This window comes from Yinghuangia sp. ASG 101 (assembly GCF_021165735.1).
Taxonomy (GTDB): Bacteria; Actinomycetota; Actinomycetes; order Streptomycetales; family Streptomycetaceae; genus Yinghuangia.
Genome location: NZ_CP088911.1, coordinates 6,928,499 through 6,946,447 on the forward strand (window position 1 = coordinate 6,928,499; position 17,949 = coordinate 6,946,447).

The 17,949-nt window shown below is 69.8% G+C and carries 17 protein-coding genes and 1 pseudogene; 1 reads left to right on the top strand and 17 read right to left on the bottom strand.

All coding sequences use genetic code 11. The annotated features are described in order from the left end of the window. Positions 1-18: 18 nt before the first annotated feature. From LO772_RS29595 to LO772_RS36125, 7 genes are all read right to left on the bottom strand, one after another. Positions 19-930: a DUF317 domain-containing protein gene (locus LO772_RS29595; RefSeq protein WP_231775085.1), complete on the bottom strand. Its 912-nt coding sequence runs from the start codon at positions 928-930 to the stop codon at positions 19-21. Positions 931-1,141: 211 nt separating this feature from the next. Then, on the bottom strand, positions 1,142-1,900 hold the full coding sequence (locus LO772_RS29600) for a hypothetical protein (RefSeq protein ID WP_231775086.1): 759 nt from the start codon (positions 1,898-1,900) through the stop codon (positions 1,142-1,144). Positions 1,901-2,036: 136 nt separating this feature from the next. Further along, positions 2,037-2,810, bottom strand: a complete 774-nt coding sequence (locus LO772_RS29605; protein ID WP_231775087.1) for a hypothetical protein — start codon at positions 2,808-2,810, stop codon at positions 2,037-2,039. Between the two features lie 282 nt (positions 2,811-3,092). Then, positions 3,093-4,250, bottom strand: a complete 1,158-nt coding sequence (locus tag LO772_RS29610) for a DNA cytosine methyltransferase (RefSeq protein WP_231775088.1) — start codon at positions 4,248-4,250, stop codon at positions 3,093-3,095. A 16-nt stretch (positions 4,251-4,266) separates the two neighbouring features. Continuing rightward, positions 4,267-5,040 (bottom strand): hypothetical protein, encoded by a 774-nt coding sequence (locus LO772_RS29615; protein WP_231775089.1) that lies wholly within the window; start codon positions 5,038-5,040, stop codon positions 4,267-4,269. A 60-nt stretch (positions 5,041-5,100) separates the two neighbouring features. After that, complete coding sequence (locus tag LO772_RS36120) at positions 5,101-5,436, bottom strand: hypothetical protein (RefSeq protein WP_331717282.1); 336 nt, start codon at positions 5,434-5,436, stop codon at positions 5,101-5,103. After that, the gene (locus LO772_RS36125; protein WP_331717283.1) at positions 5,433-5,741 is read right to left on the bottom strand and encodes a hypothetical protein; all 309 of its coding nucleotides are present in this window, start codon (positions 5,739-5,741) and stop codon (positions 5,433-5,435) included. Before LO772_RS36125 ends, LO772_RS36120 begins: the two co-directional genes overlap by 4 nt. 149 nt (positions 5,742-5,890) lie before the next feature. Between LO772_RS36125 and LO772_RS29625 the strand changes: the two genes are divergently transcribed. Continuing rightward, entirely contained in the window at positions 5,891-6,709 is an 819-nt protein-coding gene (locus LO772_RS29625) for a barstar family protein (RefSeq protein ID WP_231775090.1), read from the top strand. Between the two features lie 35 nt (positions 6,710-6,744). Here the strand turns inward: LO772_RS29625 and LO772_RS29630 are convergent, their stop codons facing one another. The 10 genes and pseudogenes from LO772_RS29630 to LO772_RS29675 all read right to left on the bottom strand — a co-directional run bounded on the left by LO772_RS29630 (position 6,745) and on the right by LO772_RS29675 (position 17,935). Continuing rightward, positions 6,745-9,195 carry a tyrosine-type recombinase/integrase gene (locus LO772_RS29630; RefSeq protein WP_331717284.1) on the bottom strand — a complete coding sequence of 817 codons (2,451 nt, stop codon included), beginning with the start codon at positions 9,193-9,195 and terminating at the stop codon, positions 6,745-6,747. After that, positions 9,188-10,384, bottom strand: coding sequence for a tyrosine-type recombinase/integrase (locus tag LO772_RS29635; protein WP_231775091.1), 1,197 nt, complete (start codon positions 10,382-10,384; stop codon positions 9,188-9,190). The genes LO772_RS29630 and LO772_RS29635 overlap by 8 nt, the downstream gene beginning before the upstream one ends. 69 nt (positions 10,385-10,453) lie before the next feature. Next, a pseudogene (locus tag LO772_RS29640) lies at positions 10,454-10,717 on the bottom strand (hypothetical protein); the annotation flags it as partial. Positions 10,718-10,865: 148 nt separating this feature from the next. After that, positions 10,866-11,429: a hypothetical protein gene (locus tag LO772_RS29645; RefSeq protein ID WP_231775092.1), complete on the bottom strand. Its 564-nt coding sequence runs from the start codon at positions 11,427-11,429 to the stop codon at positions 10,866-10,868. Between the two features lie 72 nt (positions 11,430-11,501). Continuing rightward, a complete protein-coding gene (locus LO772_RS29650) occupies positions 11,502-12,014 on the bottom strand; it encodes a hypothetical protein (protein ID WP_231775093.1) in 513 nt (170 codons plus the stop codon). A gap of 275 nt (positions 12,015-12,289) precedes the next feature. Then, the gene (locus LO772_RS29655) at positions 12,290-14,071 is read right to left on the bottom strand and encodes a type IV secretory system conjugative DNA transfer family protein (protein ID WP_443089335.1); all 1,782 of its coding nucleotides are present in this window, start codon (positions 14,069-14,071) and stop codon (positions 12,290-12,292) included. A gap of 45 nt (positions 14,072-14,116) precedes the next feature. After that, positions 14,117-14,992, bottom strand: a complete 876-nt coding sequence (locus LO772_RS29660; protein WP_231775094.1) for a hypothetical protein — start codon at positions 14,990-14,992, stop codon at positions 14,117-14,119. Positions 14,993-15,177: 185 nt separating this feature from the next. Then, positions 15,178-15,798: a hypothetical protein gene (locus LO772_RS29665; RefSeq protein WP_231775095.1), complete on the bottom strand. Its 621-nt coding sequence runs from the start codon at positions 15,796-15,798 to the stop codon at positions 15,178-15,180. A 302-nt stretch (positions 15,799-16,100) separates the two neighbouring features. Beyond that, positions 16,101-16,913, bottom strand: coding sequence for a hypothetical protein (locus tag LO772_RS29670; RefSeq protein ID WP_231775096.1), 813 nt, complete (start codon positions 16,911-16,913; stop codon positions 16,101-16,103). 134 nt (positions 16,914-17,047) lie between these two features. Next, a complete protein-coding gene (locus tag LO772_RS29675; RefSeq protein WP_231775097.1) occupies positions 17,048-17,935 on the bottom strand; it encodes a hypothetical protein in 888 nt (295 codons plus the stop codon). Positions 17,936-17,949 lie beyond the last annotated feature (14 nt).

A 17,949-nucleotide genomic window follows, 5' to 3' on the forward strand; every position in this document is an offset into this window, starting at 1 on the left:
CCGACTTCGGGCCGGTGCCTAACGGCGTGTCCGCGTCGGCTGCGTGGGGGACGCTTGCGCTGCGGGCTTCGCGGTCGTGGAGACGGCCGAACTGGTGCGGTTCGGCTGCGCGGCTGGGAGGGACCGGTCGGCCGGGCTCTTCCGGTCGGCGCGGTCTTGAGCAACGTCAGCGGAAGGGGTGGCCCAGTCGACCGGCAGCGCGCGCAGCAGGTGCGTGTGCAGGCGCAGGACATCGGCGGCTTGCCGACGCACCGGCGCCGGGTCGCACATCGCGGTCACCGCAGCCATCAGGACTGCGGCGGGCGTGCGGGCCGTGAGGGTGACGCGCCATCCTTCGCGACTCAGGGATCCGTCGGCGTTGCGGTACGGATCGCCGGACAGTTCCCACGCGTAGTGGCCGCGATGCGGGGCGAGCCCGGGGCCCTCGTCCGGGTGACGGGTGATCCACCCGTGGCCGGTGGGCGAGACCCGTTCCCAGACGTTCTCTTCGTGTGACCGCTCCTCGGTCACTTGGGGATTGCGCGAAGGGGCGGCGTGTCGCTGCCAGCCAGCCGAGTCCAGTACGTCCAGGACCGGATGCTCGCTTCCCGACTCGTCCCGGCGGGCCTGGTCAGGGTCTGTACGGTCTCGGGTGTAGCTGTGATCGCTGCGCGTGGCCTCTGCAGGGGTGGACCGGCCCGGTGTGTGCGGGGCGGCCTCGGGGAGCGCGCGCAGTGCGCTGGTCACGGCGTGGACGATTTCGTCCGGGACCGAGTCGGTCATCGCGACCATCCACACCTGCTCGCCGACGGGGGATTCGGCCCAGGTCGCTGACCAGGTGAACTGCACGTCGTGGTTGGGCCGGTGGACGACGAGCAGTTGCCGGGAGGCGGATGCGGCGTAGGTGCCGCCGCACTCGTCGGACTCCCAGATCCATCCGGGGGCGGTCACGGGGTTGGTGAACTGTGCGACGAGCTGTTCGTGATCGTGTGCGCCGGCGAGGAGGCGTGGGGCTACCAGCAGTTCGCGCAGCGGCTGGTCCTCCAGCCAGACGGCGAGATCGTGAACGTCCAGAACAGGGCTCCTTCGGTGCTTGCGGCGGCAAGGGATGAGGGCTTGGGGCTGCGATCGCCACCGTGGCGGCGTCGAGGTGTTCGCTGGGTCAGCGATGCCGGCGGGAGGGCGGCGTCGGGGCGACGGCGGGCGGCGTGTTGGGGCGCGCGGGCGCCGGGATGAGCGGCGGATGTGGGTCGTCGAGGCGGTTGCTCAGCCAGGCGTCTGCGGCGTCGAGGTGGGGGAAGGGGAGGTCGCGGATCTGGTAGGTGGCCTCGGTGATGTGGAACGTCTCCAGGAACACGTGGACCGGGTTGTCGCCGGGGCGGGCGTGGGTGTCCTCGGTGACGGTCCAGGTTTCGGTGTGCAGGTGGTCGTGGTGGGTGAAGGTGCCGCGGACGCGGTAGCGGTCGCCGGAGTCGCGGACCCGGCGGTTGATCTCCTGGGACGTCGCGTCGGCGTGGTGGATGTGGCTGTACTCGCTGCCGAGGGTGGTGCGTTCGCCGGGGCAGCCTTCGGCGATGAGCCGGCGCTGGGCGAACGCGAGCGTGGAGTTCCAGTCGCCGTGGGTGGTGAAGGTGTTGGCCGCGGTGTTGATGATGACGTGCAGGGCGAGGATCTCGTCGTTGCCGGGGCGTCCGAACGGCTCGCGTTCGGTGAGTAGGAAGTAGTGGTGGTCGCCGTCGTGGTGCTCGGTCAGGAGCTGGATCTCGGACCCGCTCAGCCACAGGTGCTGGGCGCCGAGCGCGCTGCCGGCGTCGGCGGCCCGGGAACCGGGCGGGACGCCGTACGCGGCGAGATCCGTGTAGACGTCGGCGCGGAGCAGCCGGGTCTGCGGATCGGCGTAGATCTTGACCGCGGCGTCCATGCGGGCGGCGAAGTCGTCAGGTGCGGTGTCGATGGCGGAGGCTCCTTCTTCAGGGGGATGCCGAGCCTTCCACGCGAGTGCCGCGCGGTCGGAGTCCCGGCTACGTGTACGGGGCCAGGGTGATCCGTCCGTTGGTTCAACGGCTCCTGGTGGGGCGGGTGGCCTGGATAGGGGGCGGGGCGGCGGATGCCCTGGTCGTGGCCCTGCGCTCTTGTGCCGCAGGCGTTGGGGGACGGCGTACGGTCACCGCCACGGTTTCGGTGTCCGGTGTGTGGTCGACGGCGAGGATGTGGTCGCCGGGCTGGAGGTGTTCGGCCGTGGTCTCGACGAGGGCGGGTGGTGGGGGGCCGTCGTGGGCGGTCGGCGTCCAGCCGAGGGAGTGCAGGGCGACCTCCAGGGTGAGCTGGTGGTGCTCCATGCGCTTGCGGATGACGTTGGCGGGGATGTGGGTGTGGCGGGCCCAGTCCTCCAGGCCCATGCGGCGGCCGTAGGCGTTGTGGGGGGTGCCGGTGCCCAGGGCGTGGCGGTGGTTGGGTTCTTCGGTGATCGCCTGTTCGGGGGGCCAGCCTTGGGTGAGGCGTCGGCGCATTGTCGTTGCGTTGCAGTTCGCGCGTGGGTCCACGGCCCAGCGGTGCACGGGTTTCGTTTCGCCGAACGCGGTGACCGGGACGGAGAAATTCGGTCCGTCGGGGCCCTTGTCGAGGGCTTCGGCGAAGGTCATGCCGGATTTGTTGATGCGGCTGTACAGGGTGTGGTACTTGATGCCGCTCTGCTCGGCCCAGCCGCGCAGGGTCAGGGTCCGGCCGTTGTGGGTGTAATGCAGCGGCGGATTGTCGTGTTTGGCCTGGGTGAGGGCATGTTCGGCGTCCCAGCCCAGTGCCAGACGGGTCCGCAGCGTCTCGCGCGGCACGGCGCATCGGGGGTCTTCGGCCCAGGAGGCCAGGGTTTTGGACTCTCCGAACGCGTGGATGGCGCCTCGGGCGAGTTCCCAGTTGTAGCGGTCGGTGCGGCGGTCCTTGGGCCAAGCCAGGCGGCGTTGGTCCGGGTCGGCCGGTGCGGCGGGCTCTCCGTCGTCGGTGCGGTGTCGGCCTTGTGGTTGGGCGTCGTGGATTGCGGGTGTGTGGTCGGTCAGGGGAACTCCCGAAGTAGCGTTCGAGCTCGTCGGGGCGATGGCCGGCGGCCTTTCGCCTGGTCAGGCTGCGAGCGTGACGTCGTCGATGGTGAAGGGTTGGTGTGTGCTCAGCAGGTGGCGGGCGAACAGGGGCGGGACCGCGTTGCCGATCTGGGAGAACTGCTGGCCCTTGGTGCCTTGCCAGGGGTAGTCGGCGGGGAACGTCTGCAGGACGCCGGCTTCGGAGGCGGTGAGCCGGATTGATGCGCTCCTCGCTTCGGGCGTTTCGGAGGGGGCGACGTGGTCGGCGTGGTGGGCGTTCTCGCTCGTGGCTGTGGTGGCGGGTTCCCAGCGTGCTTCGTTCGCGCGGTTACCGAACATCAGAGTGGCGGCGGGTTGGTCGAGTCGGCGGACTGCGGCATGAGCTTGGTTGTTGTGGCGCAGCACCCACGCGCCGAGGTCCTTCGCGCGTATGAGGGCGGCGCGGGATCCGGACGGGAACGGCTCTGGTCCGCCTCCGGGGCCGCCGCCGGCGCACACGGTGGGAACGGGTCGGTCGGTGGCGCCCCAGCCGAGGGCTTCGGCCATGGAGACCCACCGGCGTCGTCCGGGGCCGAACAGCGAGTCGGGCTGCGCATGTTCGGCGTGCGTCGGTTCGGGCGGCCGGGCACTTCGGGTGCGGGACGCAAGCAGGATCGCCCGACGCCTGGTCTGCGGGACGCCGTAATCGGCCGCGTTGAGGAGGCCGGTCCAGACGGAGAATCCCCAGCCGCGCAGGACTTCGGCGATCTGCCGCCACAAGGGCAGGACGGCGGGGACTTCCTCCAAGGCGACCCAGTCGGGCTGGCCGCTGAGGGTGTGGAGGGCGTGGAGGTAGCGGACGGGTTCGGCGGCGAGCAGGCTGCGTTCGTCAGCGCAGGCGGTCAGCAGCTTGGCGCGGGTGTCGCGGCCGGCGGCGAGGTCGGCGACGGCCTGGTGGACGAGGGGCTGGTCGATGAGTCCGAGGCGTTTGCCGGCCGTCGACCAGGCTTGGCAGGGAGCGGAGGCGATCAGCCCGGTGACGCGGCCGAGGAACGGCTCGACGCTCAGGGCGGCGACGTCGGCGCGGATCGAGGCGTGCCCGGCAGCGGCGCGGGTGGCGAGCGCGTGGGGATCCCATTCAACCCCAATGTCCCGGGCGCCGAGAGCGCGTAGTCCTTGCGACCATCCGCCCGGACCGGCGAACAGATCGAGAATCATGCACTTTGCTCGTCGGTCAGCGGCGTTTGGGCGGTGTGACGTCGGGACGGGTCAGCGGGGCCGCGATGCGGTGGTTCGCGGCTCCGGGGCGGGGCTGGCTCTGGACGGAGGAGGAACCTGCGGCACGGGCGCGGGCTGCCGCCTGCGAACGTGCGGTGTCCACGCCCACGGTGCTGCGCTGCTGCTGCCGTTGGACGGCGGGCGGCTCGGCGGAGAGGCGGATCTCTACGGCGGTTTCGGCCAGGCGTTCGCACAACTGCTCTGTGAGCGCCGCGGCAGCGTCGAGGTCGGTGGAGAGCGCGGGAGGCAGTGATTCGCCGGCGACACGGGCCTTGTCGGCGGCGACTTTGAAGAACTCGACGAGGCGAACCAAAGCACCGTCGTTCCGGTCGAGGATCTGGTCTATGGCGCGGCTGGTGCTGACGATGTCGTCCGCTGCGGCCACCAGGTCGACGGCGTCGAGGACGGCAGCGCCGACAAACTTGATGCCCTGCGGGTCGGTGAAGGTGGTGGTGGGGCCAACGTAGAGGTCGGGATCGAGATCGACGTGGAAGCGGGCGGCGCGCAGCATCTCGGCGGCGTGGCTTACTGCGCGGCACAGGTCGTGGCTGGATGTGGTGTAGGGGAGGCTGTGGAGCCCGCGCATGTGCTCGGGGAGTGGTGCTTCGTCCTCGTCGTCGAAGACCTTGCGGAAACTGGCGTGCGCGAGCAGCGCGCCAGCAAGGGGGTCGGTGGTGCGTGCTTCGGCGCCGAGCAGGCTGTCGTACGTGATCGCGATCGTGATGGGCATGGGCGGCTCCTGCGGGGAGAGGAACGAGGGCGGTACAGGACGGGGCGGCACCGCGCTCTGTTAGGCGGCCTGGTCGATGTCGGCCTGCGTGAGGCTGGCCTCGTCGTTGTCGGCGGTGTCCGCGCGACACGACCAGGGTGAGCAACCGAGTTCGGTGCCCTCGTCGTCGTCCGGTGCGTCTGCGGGCCACAGGGGTTCGGTCGGGTGCAGGCGGGCGCGCTCGGCGCGGGTGACGTGGTCGATCGGCGCCTGGTCGAGCGGGACGCGGGAGCGGTGCAGGTACGCCTCGCCGAGCAGAGCGTTGCCGTTCGCGTTCGCGCGGGCGTTGCCAGCTCGGATCGCGGCATCGAATTCCACGACGTCGGCCCACTCTTCGGGGCTTTCGTCGCGGATCATCCGCCATTGACTATTTGAGTGGTAATACACCCCAGGCACGCGGACTTCGGGGTGTCGCCCCAGCCGCAAGAGCGCAGGTACGCGATGCAGTCGTCGCGGGTCCAGCCGAGGTCGAGGAGCGGATGGCGGTTGCGCATGTAGGCGACGTCGGAGTCTTTGGCGCGGTGGATTTCGTCGAGGCTGATGCCGACCCACTGCTCGACGTACACCCCGCGCGGAATGCGGAACGGATAGGGGTAGCCGAGGAGTTCGCGGACCTTTGCCTTGATCGGCTTCACCTTGTACTGGCCGGTACTTCTCTGCACTTCACTCTCATGGGTGAAGGCGGTTATGTGACTCGTCAAAGCGGCTCCGAGATGGATGGGAAAGGAAGCAGGAGTGGCGACGGCGCCGACGGCCCGCCAGGCAAGTTGCCGAGCGTCGGTAAGATCAGCGCGCTCAGCGGGGGTGCGATTTGCGGACATCAGGGCGGGGCAGCGAGGGACAGAAGTACGCGCTGACCTCGGACGAGGACGACAGCGACTTCTGGGGCTATGTTCATGAGGCCGAAGGGTTCTTCACGCCTCTGCCGGATGAGCATGGCGCACGCCGAGTGCTCCTCGAAGGCTGCTTTCCGCAAGGTGGGTTGCTGAAGAGCGTTGACCACGTCGGTCGTCGTCGTGCGGTGGCGGGGAACGCCTGGTTCGAGCTCCTCGACGGCGACGGTGCCACCATGGGGTCCTACTTCGTCAGCGAGGTCACCGTCGTCGACGTCAGGCCTTCCGCTCGGGGAGCCGGCCTCGTCGACCTCACGGTGACGCTGGGGTGCGAGGACGCCTTGCCCGGAGCGGAACGAGCGTGGGACCTGGTCCGCGCGGGGCGCCTGAACCGGACCGGCATGTGGGACGAATTCACAGCCGAGGAGAGACGCGCGTGGCTGTCGGTGGCGCTGTGGTCCCGGGAGTACCAACGCCAGGGGAAGCCCGACGCTCCTGCAGGCCAGGTGTTCACGTTGGACGGTCGGCAGATCGTTGACAGGGACACCTTTTACTGCGCGATCGGTGAGGCCATCAACGGGCCCGGCGGATACTTCGGCTGGAACCTTGATGCTCTGGACGACTGTCTTTGCGGCGGCTGGGGCGCCACCACTCCGTTCACCCTGCGCTGGGATTCCTCGGCCGAGGCTCGGGTGCGGTTGGTAGAGCGCGTGCCCGCTGGCGGTCGCGAGGTTGCGCTGTTCGACCTGCTCCTGGAGATCTTCGAAGAACGGGGAGTGAGCGTCTCCCTTCGGTGACGGCGGGTCGCTTCGGCGCATCGGTCGGGGGACGGTCATTCGGACTCCTGCGGACGGCGGCGCGCGGGGATGCCGAGGTGGACAGCTGGTCGCTGGGCTCGGCGTTGGGTCTCGTCGCGCTTGGCGCGGAGGAAGGTGAGGGTGAGGTCGGTGCCTTCGATCTCACCGACCCAGCCCTCGGCTTCGGCGCGTGCTCGGCGGTCGAGGAGATCGGCTTCCAGCTCCGCGAGGCGGGCCAGCATCTTGGGGTTGACGTGGAGCATCGGGCAGCGGACGCAGGCGTGTTCGTGCTGGCACGGGGTGCCGTAGGGGCGTCCGCAGGAGCCGAGTTCAACCTTGCGGCGGTCGAAGTGCTCCTCGAATTCGTTCCACTCGTCGGACGTGGTGTCCTGGTACTCGCCCTCGGGTCGGATCTGGCGCCGGTGTTCCAGGTGCTCCTGGTAGTGCCGGATCACGTCTTCGTCGAACACCGCGACGTAGCCACGAGTGGTTTGGACGTTCAGGTGTCCAAGCAAGGCCGCGCCGATGTGGATCGGCAGGCCGCTATTGACGAGTTCGGTGATGAAGATCCGGCGGAAGTCGTGGGGGGTGAACTTCAGCCCTTTGAAGCCGAGATGTACCTCGGCGAGGGCCAGGCAACGCCGCTCAAGCATCTTCTGGATCGTGCCGGGGGTGAAGACCGCGGGAACCGTGCCGTTCTGCCGCTGGAACAGGAACGGCATCGGAGGACTCCAGACCTTGTCGTGCGGGTCGTAGCGCGTCACCAGCGGGATCGGCCGACCTGTGCGGGCATGTCGACGGATGATCGACGCGATCACGTGGAAGAGCTCGGCGGACATCGGGACGACGCGTTCCCGGTCGGTCTTCGACGGCGCGATGACCAGCAGCGCGATCACCTCGCCACCGGGCCGCTGGTACTGCCGGATGCTCAGGTGACTGAGCTCGCAGAGTTCCTCGATGCGCACGCCGGAGTGCCGCAGCGTCTCCACCGCCGCCCAGTCCCAGAACGCGGCCTCTTCGTCCGCAGCGATGTGGACCATCTCGCCGCTGTCGTTGTTGCGCAGACGTGGTGGGATCGGCGCGCTGTGTCGGCTGTGCTTGCGGTCGGCCTCGCTCAGCACGCGCGTGTAGCTGGTGCCGGCGAAGGTGAACGACTCTCCCTCGCCCGCTTCCTCGGCGAGTTGGAGCAGTTCGCGGGAGTGGTCGTAGCGGGACTCGACGTGCTCGACGAGTACGGGCAGCAGAGGCTGGCGCTGGCGGGTGCGGTCGGCGCTGCGCTCATTGATCCGGCGACGGCGTGCGCCGAGCCCGTGCAGGTCGGCGGGCGGGACCGGGCAGGGCGCGACCCACTCGGCCCACCGTTCGGGTTCCTGGGCGGCCCACGTGTGCAGGTCGTAGTAGAAGGAGCGGACGGAGATGACCAGGCCGTCTGCCCCGGCGCGCGGGGCACCGTTGTCCTTGACGGCGATCATCTGTCGCCAGGCGGCGTAGACGTCCTGGGAGATCCGCAGGTCGACTTGGTCGGGGTTGAGGCGTTCGATCTTCTCCCAGAAATGGTGGGCCAGGTGCAACACGAGGTTCTTCAAGCTGCCGTAGTCGGTGTCCGCACGGCGGCGGGTGAAGTATTCGATCAGCAGACCGCGAACGGCCTGGTTGCGGATCGGATAGTGATCGACGAGTTCCTCGATGCTCTTCTGGCCGCGCATGAGAGCGGCGCGCATCGTGGCTGGAACTGCCGGCGGCAAGTGGCCCGTGGCATGGAGCACGTGCCACACGCCTTGGCCCCGGAGCCGGTTGCCGGCTTTGTTCCCCGGGCTCACCACCGACCACGCGCGGCGGTTCTCCTGCGTGAAGTGCAGTAGCGCGGGCGCCGTGACGTCACTCAGGGAGACGCCCTGGACGGCCAGCAGAACGCACAAGTCGGACAGGGCCTCGGCGCGGTGCGCGTAGGTGTGCTGGTGCAACTCGACCTGCTTGACGAACTTGTCCAGCAGCGGGTCCTTCTGCGCGGTGATGAAATGGGACGCGAAGCCGGCCATGTGGTGGCGCCGGATGGCCACCGCGGACGGCTGGATGACGCGCAGGCAGATCAGGGCCCGCAAGCCGGTGGTGAGCTTGATGCTGGAGCTGCGCCGGCACTCCAAGTCGTTGACGTTGGCCAGTCCCTGCCCGACCGGGCTGGCGTCCCACCGCTCCTGCCAGGTCAGGCCGCGGTAGCCGGCCAGATAGTCCAAGACGGCGCGGGCGGCCATGCCGCGCTGCTGTCGCGTCGACAGGCCTCCCTCCCAGACCTCGACGACCAGCTTCGCGATCGACAGCGCACTGGTGCGGGAGAGGTCACCGAACGGGCGCGGCGGCGTGTCAGCGGTGGCTGGCTCGGGTGTCATCGAGCCACCGACGAAGCGGCTGGGGTAGTCCAGGCCCTCGGCGATCGGGCCGTGCCGACGGCTGACGCCGGTGGTGGGGCTCGCAGCCGTCCTAGGCACCGAACACCGCCGCGATGTCGTCTGCGGCATAGCCGGTCGGGTAACTCACCTGCGGCCGGGGCTGGTTGTAGTGCTCCAGCAGCGCGTCGAAGATCTCCTCGATCCGCACCGCCAAGTACCGGCTGGTGGTCTGGATGTTGGCGTGACGCAGCACCGCCTGGACCTCGTGCAGCTTGAGCTTTCCGCCGTTGGCCATCCGGTGAGCCGCGGTGTGGCGCAGATCGTGCAGTGTCCAGTTGGTGCCTAGGTTCTCCTGGGCTCGCTGCACCACCCGGCGCATCGCCCAGTAGGTGAGCAGCCGGTCTTTTCCGTGCCGGGTGCGCCAGACGGGCTCACCGGCCTGCGGTGTGCCGGTGCTGTCCAGGTAGCGGGCCAGCCGGACGCACGCCTCCGGCGAGATCGGCACGAGCTCGCGCTCGCGGGTGCCCTTGGAGATGACGTAGAGGCCGGGCTTGGCCCAGTGGATGTCGTCTGCTGCGACGCCGAGCAGCTCCTCCGCCCGGGCTCCGCTGGAAACGTAGCACTCGAGCAAAGCCCGATCCCGCTCACAGCCCATCGCAGTGAACAGCTCGTCCCACAACGGATCGGGGATGGAACGCGGGGGCCGCCTGGGGACCTTCTGCCGCAGCCTGGCCCGGCCCAGCACCGGCTTGTGCTCCAGCGGGCTCAGGTGGCTCATGGCTCGCCGCCGCTGCGGCGAAACGGGCACCGGGTTCGCCACCGGACCGCGTCCGAAGTGCGCATGGAACGTGTAGAACCCGCTCACCACCGACAGCGCGTGGTTGATCGTCGTAGGGGCGTACCCAGCGCTGAGGTACGGCTTCCCGGTCTGCGGATTAACCGTTCCCGGAGGCGGCGACTGAGGGGCGCGGCGGCGGCGCTGCGGGTTCGGGGCCGTACGCAGCCAGCCGATCAGCACGGCCGTCTCCGCCTCGGTCGCCCGCTCCCAGGCGACATCGAGCAGCCACAGCAGCCGGAACCACCGCAGCATCCCGAACCCGTAGCTCCGGCCAGTCAGCGGGCTGCAGTCGCTCAGCGCCAGGTCGCGCAAGTATGGGGTGACCGGCTCCACCTCGTGTCCGAGGCCGTTGACAACAACGTACGGAGGGTGGGCCTCCCTGGTCTCCACCACGGCTCCAGCGCGGGGCAGTTGGGCCCGACCCTCCATCAGTTCGTGATGTAGGTCCACTTCACTCTCCTTGATCGCGGTGACCAATGACCAACAACGCGATCAACGAGGAAGGGAAGTGCAGATAACTGTGCATTGACGCCGCAGCATTCCTGACCCGCCGTCAGGATTCTTGATGTACAAGGGGATTGACGCGAAGCGCGTGTGCGGGTCGAGCGCGTCGTTGCGGATGTTCCCGGCGGAGACGCGGTACAGCGGGATCCCGGCGGGCCGGGCGATCTCGGTGTCGAGGCGGTCGAGGTGGGAGTACACGGCGCGGGGTTCCCAGCCGGTGTCGGCGAAGGTCGCTCCGTCGAGACGGCCGAGGCGTCCTTCCGCGGCCAACAGCAGCAGCGTGGTCGACTGGACGCCGGCGCCGAGTGAGAGCAGGATCATCGACGGCTCGCTGCGGACGGCGTCGTTGGTGGCGGTTTTGGTGCGGGGCATGTGGCCTTTCGGACGTGTGAGGGTGGCGGGCTGGGCTGCCTGGAAGCAAGGCGAGTCAGCGGCGGATGGCGACGCTCCTGGGGTGGGGCGCGGCCGTGGCAGGGGTCGGGCGTGCGACGGCTGGCACAGCGGCGGCCGGGCGTGGGCTCCGGCCGAACAGCGAGGCGTTGCGCAGGTGCGTGGCGGCGCGGTCGAGGTGGCGGTCGTACGTCCTGGTGTAAGCGCGGGCGGCGCCGGGTTGGTCGCCGCCGAGGGCGGACTGAGCGGCCAGGTGCGCTGCCTGGGTGAGTTCGTTGGCGGCCCACGCGGACTCGCAGGTGAGCGTGGCGAGTTGGAGGAGCCGGTCTCGGTCCTCCGACTGGTGGGTGAGCTGGGCGTGGATGCCGATGTCCTCGGCGAGGCCGGAGCTCAGGGCGTGGAGGATGTCGAGCAGCGTCCCGACCCGGCGGACTTCGGCGACGTCGCGGCGGGCGTGCGCGGGCCGGGGAATGCGTGCGGCGAGTCTGGCCAGGGCTTCGGACACGGCGGCGGGGTCGCGTCGCTCGGGGTCGTAGGCGAGCTGGACGATGTCCTGAAAACCGTCGGCGGCACCGTGGCGGGTGTCGATGGTGTGGACCACGACGGTCGGGGTCGTTTCGGGAGAGGCCGTGGCGATGGGAATACTCCGGTCGGATCGGTTGAGAGGAAGAGGTCAGCGGCGCGGCGACGATGGCTGGGTACCGGCCACGCGCGAGGCGGTGGCGGTGGGGGTACGTACGGCGCTGCGTCCGTACATCAGGACCAGGCTTGCTGCGCGCAGTTCGTCTGCGGCGGCGGCGAGGGCCGTGCGGTGGGCGCCGTTTCGGGTGGCGGGGGCTTGGTCGCGGTGCGCGGCGGTGGCGGCTGCCAGTGCTCCGGTGAGAAGGACTGCGGCCCTGGCGGCGTGGTCGGCGGCGCTGCATTGGTTGGCGAGTTCCGGGGTGAAGCCGGTGTGGCCGGCGAATCCTGCGATCTGTTCGGCGACGTCGGTCGCGAAGAGGTTCAAGACGGTGAGGACTTGGGCGGCGCGCTCGATCTCGGCGGCGCTGACCCGGGTGCCGGGAGGCGCAGGTACGCGGGTGGCGAGGAGGTCGTAACAGCGGGCGGTGTCGGTGTCGCTGCGCTGCCGCATCGCTTGGTTCGTGACGAAGTCGAGGATCGGGTCTTGGTGGGGCTCTGAGGGCATGGGGCTTCCTCGGAATGGCCAGGGGTGGGAAGTTGCCCGGCTGGGACAGGCCGCCGCAGGCGGGGGCTTGGCCTATGGCGGCGGCTTCAGGGTCCGAGCGGGGACGGTGGGGGCCGGTCAGCGGCGCGGTCCGGGTGTCGTCGGCGCGGCGGCCCAGGGGGCTGTTCGGCGACGCGGGGCGGCTGGAGCAGTGGGGACGGCAATCGGTCGGCGTCGCCGGGTTGCCCCGGCGCTTTGAGGTGGTTTCGGGGTCATGGGGGTGCTGAAGACGGAGGTCACGCGGCAACATCGAGCCCGGCCCGCTCGTGCTTGGCCTGGGCGCGGGCGGTGATCGCGGCGGTGGCCTTCGCGGAGGCGGCGGAGAGGGGCCCGCTGTCCGGTTCGAGGTACCAAGGCTTCAGATTGAGCAGGCCAGGGCGGACTCCGGTGGCGAACAGGAGCGCCTTGCCCTTGGGGAGGGCGCGGACCTTGTCGACGGGGAGGACGCGTTCCTGCCGCATCGAGGTCGAAGTCGACCGCCCGGACTCGGAGGCGGAGTGGCTGACGGTCTCGACGTCGTGTTCGCCGATCAGCCGGCTGAGTTTGTCCGCGAAATCCGCGTCGTCGATGCCGGAGCCGATGACCTTGATGGTCGCCGCCGACCACAGCGCGTCCATGCCTGCTTCGCCCCACACGCGGACGCCCTGGCGGTAGGACTGCAGGATCGTGATGGGGATGACGCCGCGTGACCCCAAGTGCGAGTACAGGTCCGGCAGATCGGAGATCTTGCACACGTTCGCAGCCTCGTCGAGGATCGCCAGGAGCGGGGCGTCGAGGCGCCCACCGTCGCGCTCGGCCTGGGCGACGGCGGCGCGCATGACCGCGTCCGCTGCGGCGGCGATGAGGGCGCTTGCCGAGCCGCCCCCGTCCTTGGACAGCAGGAACAAGGTGTCGCGGCGGGTCGCGAACTGGTCCGGGTGGAACTGGTCGAGGTCGGGTTGAGGGCTGACCCAGGCGGCGATGCCGGGGTCGAGCAGGCAGCTCGCGTACTGGCGTGCGGTCTCGTAGATGCCGTCGCGGGTCTCGACTGCGCCGGCGACGGTGCCTTGCAGTTGAGAGGCGACTGCGGCGAATCCGCCGTCGCGCAGCAGGTCGACCGGGGTGCGGTCGGCCGGGGTCGCCAGCCACGCCAGCACGTCGGTGATCGGTCGGCCGTCGCTCGCGGCGGCGAGGAACAGCGAACACAGGGTGTTCGCGGCGGCGGTGGACCAGAAATCGCCCTGGTTGCCCTCGTCGACGGACGCGGTCACGAAGTGCCCCGCGAGGCGGCGCGCGCCGGCGAGGTCGCGGGCGTCGGCGAGGATGTCCCACCACATGGTGCGGTCGGCGTGGGCGATCTGCTGCGGGTCGAGCGTCCACACCCGGCCCACGCGCGAGCGCGCGTCCAGGCACGTGGTGTAGGCATCGCCGGCGGCCTTGTTGCTGGTGAGCAGAACCGGACCGGGGGCGCGCAGGACTGCGGGGATGGCCAGGCCGGATGTCTTCCCGGACCGGGGCGCCATGATCGCGAGGAGGACGTCCTCCCACGAGGACCGCACCTCTCGGCGGCCCGGCGACAGGGTCCCGAGGAGGACGCCGCGGTCGTCCGCGCGGATCTCCTTGTCGGGAACGCCTCGGAGGCTGGGACGCAGCGCCTTGGCTTTCGCGGTGATCGCCTTGGGCAGGAGCGACTGCAGGTCGGATGCGTTCGCCATGCCGTCCGGTCGTCCACGGAGCCGGGCACGGATCTTGAGAGCCATCGCTGCTGCGATGACGACGGCGCACACGGGGGCGACGTAGCAGGCCGCCCACAGCAGCGGACCGGGTGTTCCCGGCCAGACTTCCTCGGGGCGAGTGAGCGCGTCTACCGGTTCGTACGGCGCCCAGCCGCCGTCGCCGAACGCGGCGCTGGCTGTGTTGGCGGCCAGCCAGGCGGCGCTGCCTGCGGCCAACGCCGCAGAAGAAGCGCCGATCAGAAGGTAAAGCAGGAAATCGGTCCCACGGTTCGGGGACGACGGGGCGGGAGCGCGTGAAGACACGGAACCTCGGAAAGGGCAAGACTGGTGGAGCAGGACAGACGGAGATCAGCGGCTTCGGCCGCTGGAAGGCGTCCACGCCGGACGCGGAGACGGTGCCGGAACGAAGCCGGGAGCGTTGGCGGTGCCAAAGTTTTGGGGAGCCACGCGGGCACCTCGGCCCGGTGTAGACGCTTGGTCCGTCGTCGCCGCAGGAAGGTGGACGATGTTTGGCTGGTAGCCGGCGGATTCCAGGGCACGGCGGATATGCTCGGCGACCGCGCGGCAGTGGGCGGCGTCGGCGCCGAAGGGGGTTCGGTGCCATCCGGCTGATTCGTTGTCGACGCGGCGCAAGCCGAGTTCGTCCAGCAATCGTCTGGCCCGCGCGTCAGCGCCGTGAACGGCGAACGGCCCATTCGCCGCCAGGACAAGCCGCGGCTCGTACCAGACCACAGACTTGGATGCATCCGGCGCCAAAACCTTTTCCTCTGCGACGAGTTGGCGGGCGATCGCAGTGCCTTCCGCTTCCGCGCGTCGGCCGACATCCCACAAATCCAGGGGGGCGCCCGCAGATCCGCAGGATGCGGTGAGGATGTGGATCCGCCGCTCGTCGTCGCGGACCACGGCCCAGCAACGTTCAGCGTTGTCGATGTACGTTGCTTCGATGACGCGCAAGGCGATATGCGTCAGCGAGGCGTCGGTCAGGGCACCGGTGGAGCGTTCAGCAGCTGACGGGGTAACGATGATGCGCAGGAACGGCTCGTGCGGATCGTCGAGATTGGGTGGGTATTCGAGGAAATCGCCGAGCCGGTCAGCGAAGTACCGGTGGTCGTGCCCCTCCAACGATGGGGCGCCCATGTGGGGAGCCGTGGCGAGCAGATACTCGGGGTCGATGTGGCGAACGACCTGGTGTGCGTCGGTGAATCGGTCGACCGTGACACGCATGGAGAAGTTCTCCCTTCAGATGCTTCTGATCGCGGGGCCAGCTGGCGGACGGGGCTGGTCCCACGGTTCCGACTGGCCGCGGCGAACGGCCAGACTGACGGGTGATTGCGCGGTGCCAACGGCTTCGGTGCGGTGCTTCGAGAGGGTCGGGCCCGTGGCCCGTGCGCGAGAGTCCTGCAGCTTCGTCAGCGGCGCTTGGGGCGTGCGGATGGGCCCGTCGAAGGCGTGTGGGGAGTCGCTGCCGTGGGGCCAACACCACGTTGGCCTGCCGAGGTCGCCCCGGGCCCTGGGGAGTGGTGGGGGAGTTCGGCAGCGCGGGTGCGGGCTGTGGCGTTGTGACGCGCGCTGTCGAATTCCTGCAGCGGGTAGTGGTCGGTGGTGCCACGGCCACTTCGCTCGACGGCGTCGGTCAGTTCCGTGGTGAGTTCGGCCAGCGCGTCAGCGGCCTGAGCGAACGCGCCCCAGAGCTGCGGGGCACGAAACGCGGGGTCGTGGTACTTCTGGGCTGCCATCTCCAGGAAGATGTGGAGCCGGGCCAGAGCACCGTCGGTGGGGTCGAGGATGTGATCGACAGCGCGTTCGGCCTGGCCGGCGTCGTGAGCAGCAGCGAGCAAGCCTGTCGCATCGGTGACCGCGGCGCCCACGAACTTCAGCCCCTGCGGGTCGCTTGGGGTGGTCGACGGGCCGATGTACAGGCGCGGGTCGAGCTGGACGCGGTAGCCGGCCGCGCGGAGCATCTCCGCGGCGTGGCTGGCCGTGCGTCGCATGTCGGCGTCGTCGGCGGGAAAGCTGTACCACTCGGGCATCGCGCCAAGCGGCGGGTGACGTGTGAATCCGGCGTGTTGGAGCAGTGCCGAGGCCAGCTCGTCACCCCCGAGCGCGGTGACGCCGGAAGGCGTGTCCAGCGCGATGGTGATGTCGGGTTCGGGGTTGATCGGTCTGCCTTTCTGTGTCGCGGCTGCCGGTGTCGCGCCGCCGGCCGGTGCTCGTCACGGGCTGGTGAGGCGCAGGCATTGAGCCGGCTCAGCGGATCTGCGTCGTGGGGGACGTTCGACCAGCCGCATGCTCGATCACCCAGCAGACAGCCGGCTGGGTGTCGCCGAGCGCGTTACCGGCCGCGGCTGGCAGGCGGGTTTGCGGTCGCGGGTACAGCAGCTGTGGGACCGATGGCCCGGTGCGCTGCGGTGCCGCGCGGGGAGACCGGGGCGCTCGCCGGGGCTGTTGAGCGGACTACGCTGTAGCCGCCCAGGTCGAGGACCCGCTCGGCGTGGTCCGCCATGGCCTGGATCAGGTCCGCAGGAAGGCCATGGGGGGTGCGGAACCACGTCAGTTCTCCGTCCCAGGTCTGACGAAACCCGGCGTCATGGAGCAGGCCGCGGGCACGCATACCGCCTCCGTGTGCCGCGACGACCCCAGACACGCTCACCAGGTGCACCTCGCCGATGGACGTCCCTTGGGTGGGTCGGCCCGCGAGGCGCTCATGCGCGAGCTGCGCGGTGACGGCGGCCAGTTCGCGTTCGGCCAGGCGCCCCACCTCCCACACATCCAGCACGCCCGCCGAGGCGTCGAGCACGTCGGCGAGAATGACGATGCGTGGGCCTGTGGCCAGGGCCGCCCACGGGCGATCGTTGATGTTGATCGGCGCCGCGTCGATCACCCGCCAAGCGATGTAGGCGAGTTCGCTGTCGGTCATCTCGCCGGTTCGGTCTTCGGACCGGCCGGGTACGAGGTCCAAGCGGAGAAGCGGCTCGCTGTCCTCGGCGAGGGCGGCATGGTTGACGGGCCAGTTGTCGAGGATGCCGTCGACCGAGAAATCGGCACTGGAGTAGCCGAACGTGTCGGCTTTCGCCAGCAGACGGCATCCGGGGGTCAATTCCTCAAGCTGGTGGGCGTTTTCGATGCGGGAGTGGAGCAGGAACACCGAATCTCCGGCAGCGGTGAGAGGGGGCGGCGGAGGTGCGACGTTGATGCGGGGGGTGATGGGGAGCCCCGACGCGCTCCCGGGAACGTCCGCCCGCGGTTGGTTGTCGCACTTTGGGGCGGGCGTCGGGTTGGTCAGCGGCGCCGCTGGGTCGGCGGCTCAACTGGCTTTGCTGACTGGGCGGTTCGGGCTTGCCCCGGCCTGGTGGCATGCGCGCGGTTGGGGCGTCGTGTGGCGTCGGCGCGTTGGTCGACGTGGTAGCCGAGCGCGGTGAGCGTGTGGTTGGCATGGGCCGCGTATCCGGGCAGGGCGGCGGGGACGGTGCCGTACGGAGTGCGCATCCACGGGGTGTCGGACCGCAGGGCCACGGGGCGCATGCCGATGCGGATGAGAGCGCGCTCGGCGGGCGGGTCACAGCCTTCCGCGGTGACGACGCCAGTGGCACGGGTGCGCAGCACGATGGTGCCGTCGCGCGGCAGACCGGGAGTGCGGTTGTCCTGGAGTTGGATCTCGGAACGGGCGACCTCGACATCGCGTCGGGCGCGCATGGTGAGGTCCGCGCGGTCAAGAAGTACGCCGGACTGGGTCACGGCCGGGGAGACCAGGTGGAGGGTGTGCTGGGTCCGGACGGCGATCCAGTGGCATCGGTGCGCATGAAGTTGGGGTACGTCCAGTCGCGCGGCGAAGGTGACGCGGCGTGCGAGGGCCCGCAGTTCGTTGTCGCTGAAGACGGCGCCGGGGTGGTCGTTGCCGAAGGTCGGCAGGTGGATGCGAACGTGCCACGGTTCCGGTTTGGGTCGCTTGTCCGTGGCGGCTCGGCTGAGCTGGCGGTCGAGTGCCGCGGCGGTGCGCAGCAGGTCGACAGCGGATTCGTCGTCGGTGACCCAGATGTTGTCGGGTGGAGTGTGGATGAGACGTGCCGGGTCCGCGGGGGTCGATTTGCCGGACTGGCGAGCATCGAGCCGGTACAGCTTCGTCAGCAGTGAGGTGATCGTCGCGTGCCGATCGGTGTCGAGGTGCACGAGGCTCCCTGGAG

Bases quoted from the DNA above. Each gene is read 5' to 3' on its own strand.
- LO772_RS29660 (WP_231775094.1), bottom strand. From the start codon at position 14,992: ATGCGTGTCACGGTCGACCGATTCACCGACGCACACCAGGTCGTTCGC.
- LO772_RS29665 (WP_231775095.1), bottom strand. From the start codon at position 15,798: ATGCCCGAGTGGTACAGCTTTCCCGCCGACGACGCCGACATGCGACGC.
- LO772_RS29650 (WP_231775093.1), bottom strand. From the start codon at position 12,014: ATGCCCTCAGAGCCCCACCAAGACCCGATCCTCGACTTCGTCACGAAC.
- LO772_RS29600 (WP_231775086.1), bottom strand. From the start codon at position 1,900: ATGGACGCCGCGGTCAAGATCTACGCCGATCCGCAGACCCGGCTGCTC.
- LO772_RS29610 (WP_231775088.1), bottom strand. From the start codon at position 4,250: ATGATTCTCGATCTGTTCGCCGGTCCGGGCGGATGGTCGCAAGGACTA.
- LO772_RS29615 (WP_231775089.1), bottom strand. From the start codon at position 5,040: ATGCCCATCACGATCGCGATCACGTACGACAGCCTGCTCGGCGCCGAA.
- LO772_RS36120 (WP_331717282.1), bottom strand. From the start codon at position 5,436: ATGATCCGCGACGAAAGCCCCGAAGAGTGGGCCGACGTCGTGGAATTC.